This is a genomic window from Luteolibacter pohnpeiensis (assembly GCF_016595435.1).
Lineage (GTDB): Bacteria > Verrucomicrobiota > Verrucomicrobiia > Verrucomicrobiales > Akkermansiaceae > Luteolibacter > Luteolibacter pohnpeiensis.
The window spans coordinates 1-392 of record NZ_JAENIJ010000214.1 but is presented as its reverse complement, the minus strand read 5'-3'; the positions used below and the strand labels follow the sequence as shown (position 1 = coordinate 392).

Genomic DNA, 392 nt, shown 5'->3' with positions numbered 1-392 from the left:
ATCTCATAAAAAGCTGGTACGACTATTTGAAGCCTATTAGCTTTCCTCATCTGCCGTCCCCGTCAGCTTCCCAACCCTGAAACCTGTCCCATCCATGAGTTGGAACTGGCCATGGAATGCAACCCTGATGGCAAGTCCTATCGACGACTCACCGCCATCCACCTCCTGCTCATTGGCGTGAGCTTTGAGCATGTCCTGCGCAATTCCAGACGCAGCGAACGTTGCCTGAGGTTGTGGATTTGCCGCTTCAACTCGCAAGGCATCGACGGCCTGATTTACCGCCCCTGTGCCGGACGTCCCCGCAAACTGCCGCCTTCCCTTGTGAAATCCGAAATCCTGCCCTTGATCGATGATCCGTCAACGGCAGACCAGCTTCATTGGACTGCGGTCAA

General features: G+C 54.8%; 1 protein-coding gene. It reads left to right on the top strand.

The window, feature by feature from the left end; genetic code table 11:
• Nucleotides 1–111 precede the first annotated feature (111 nt).
• Nucleotides 112–392, top strand: a 281-nt coding sequence (locus JIN85_RS21005; RefSeq protein WP_200274535.1) for a helix-turn-helix domain-containing protein, incomplete at its 3' end; no start/stop codon positions are given.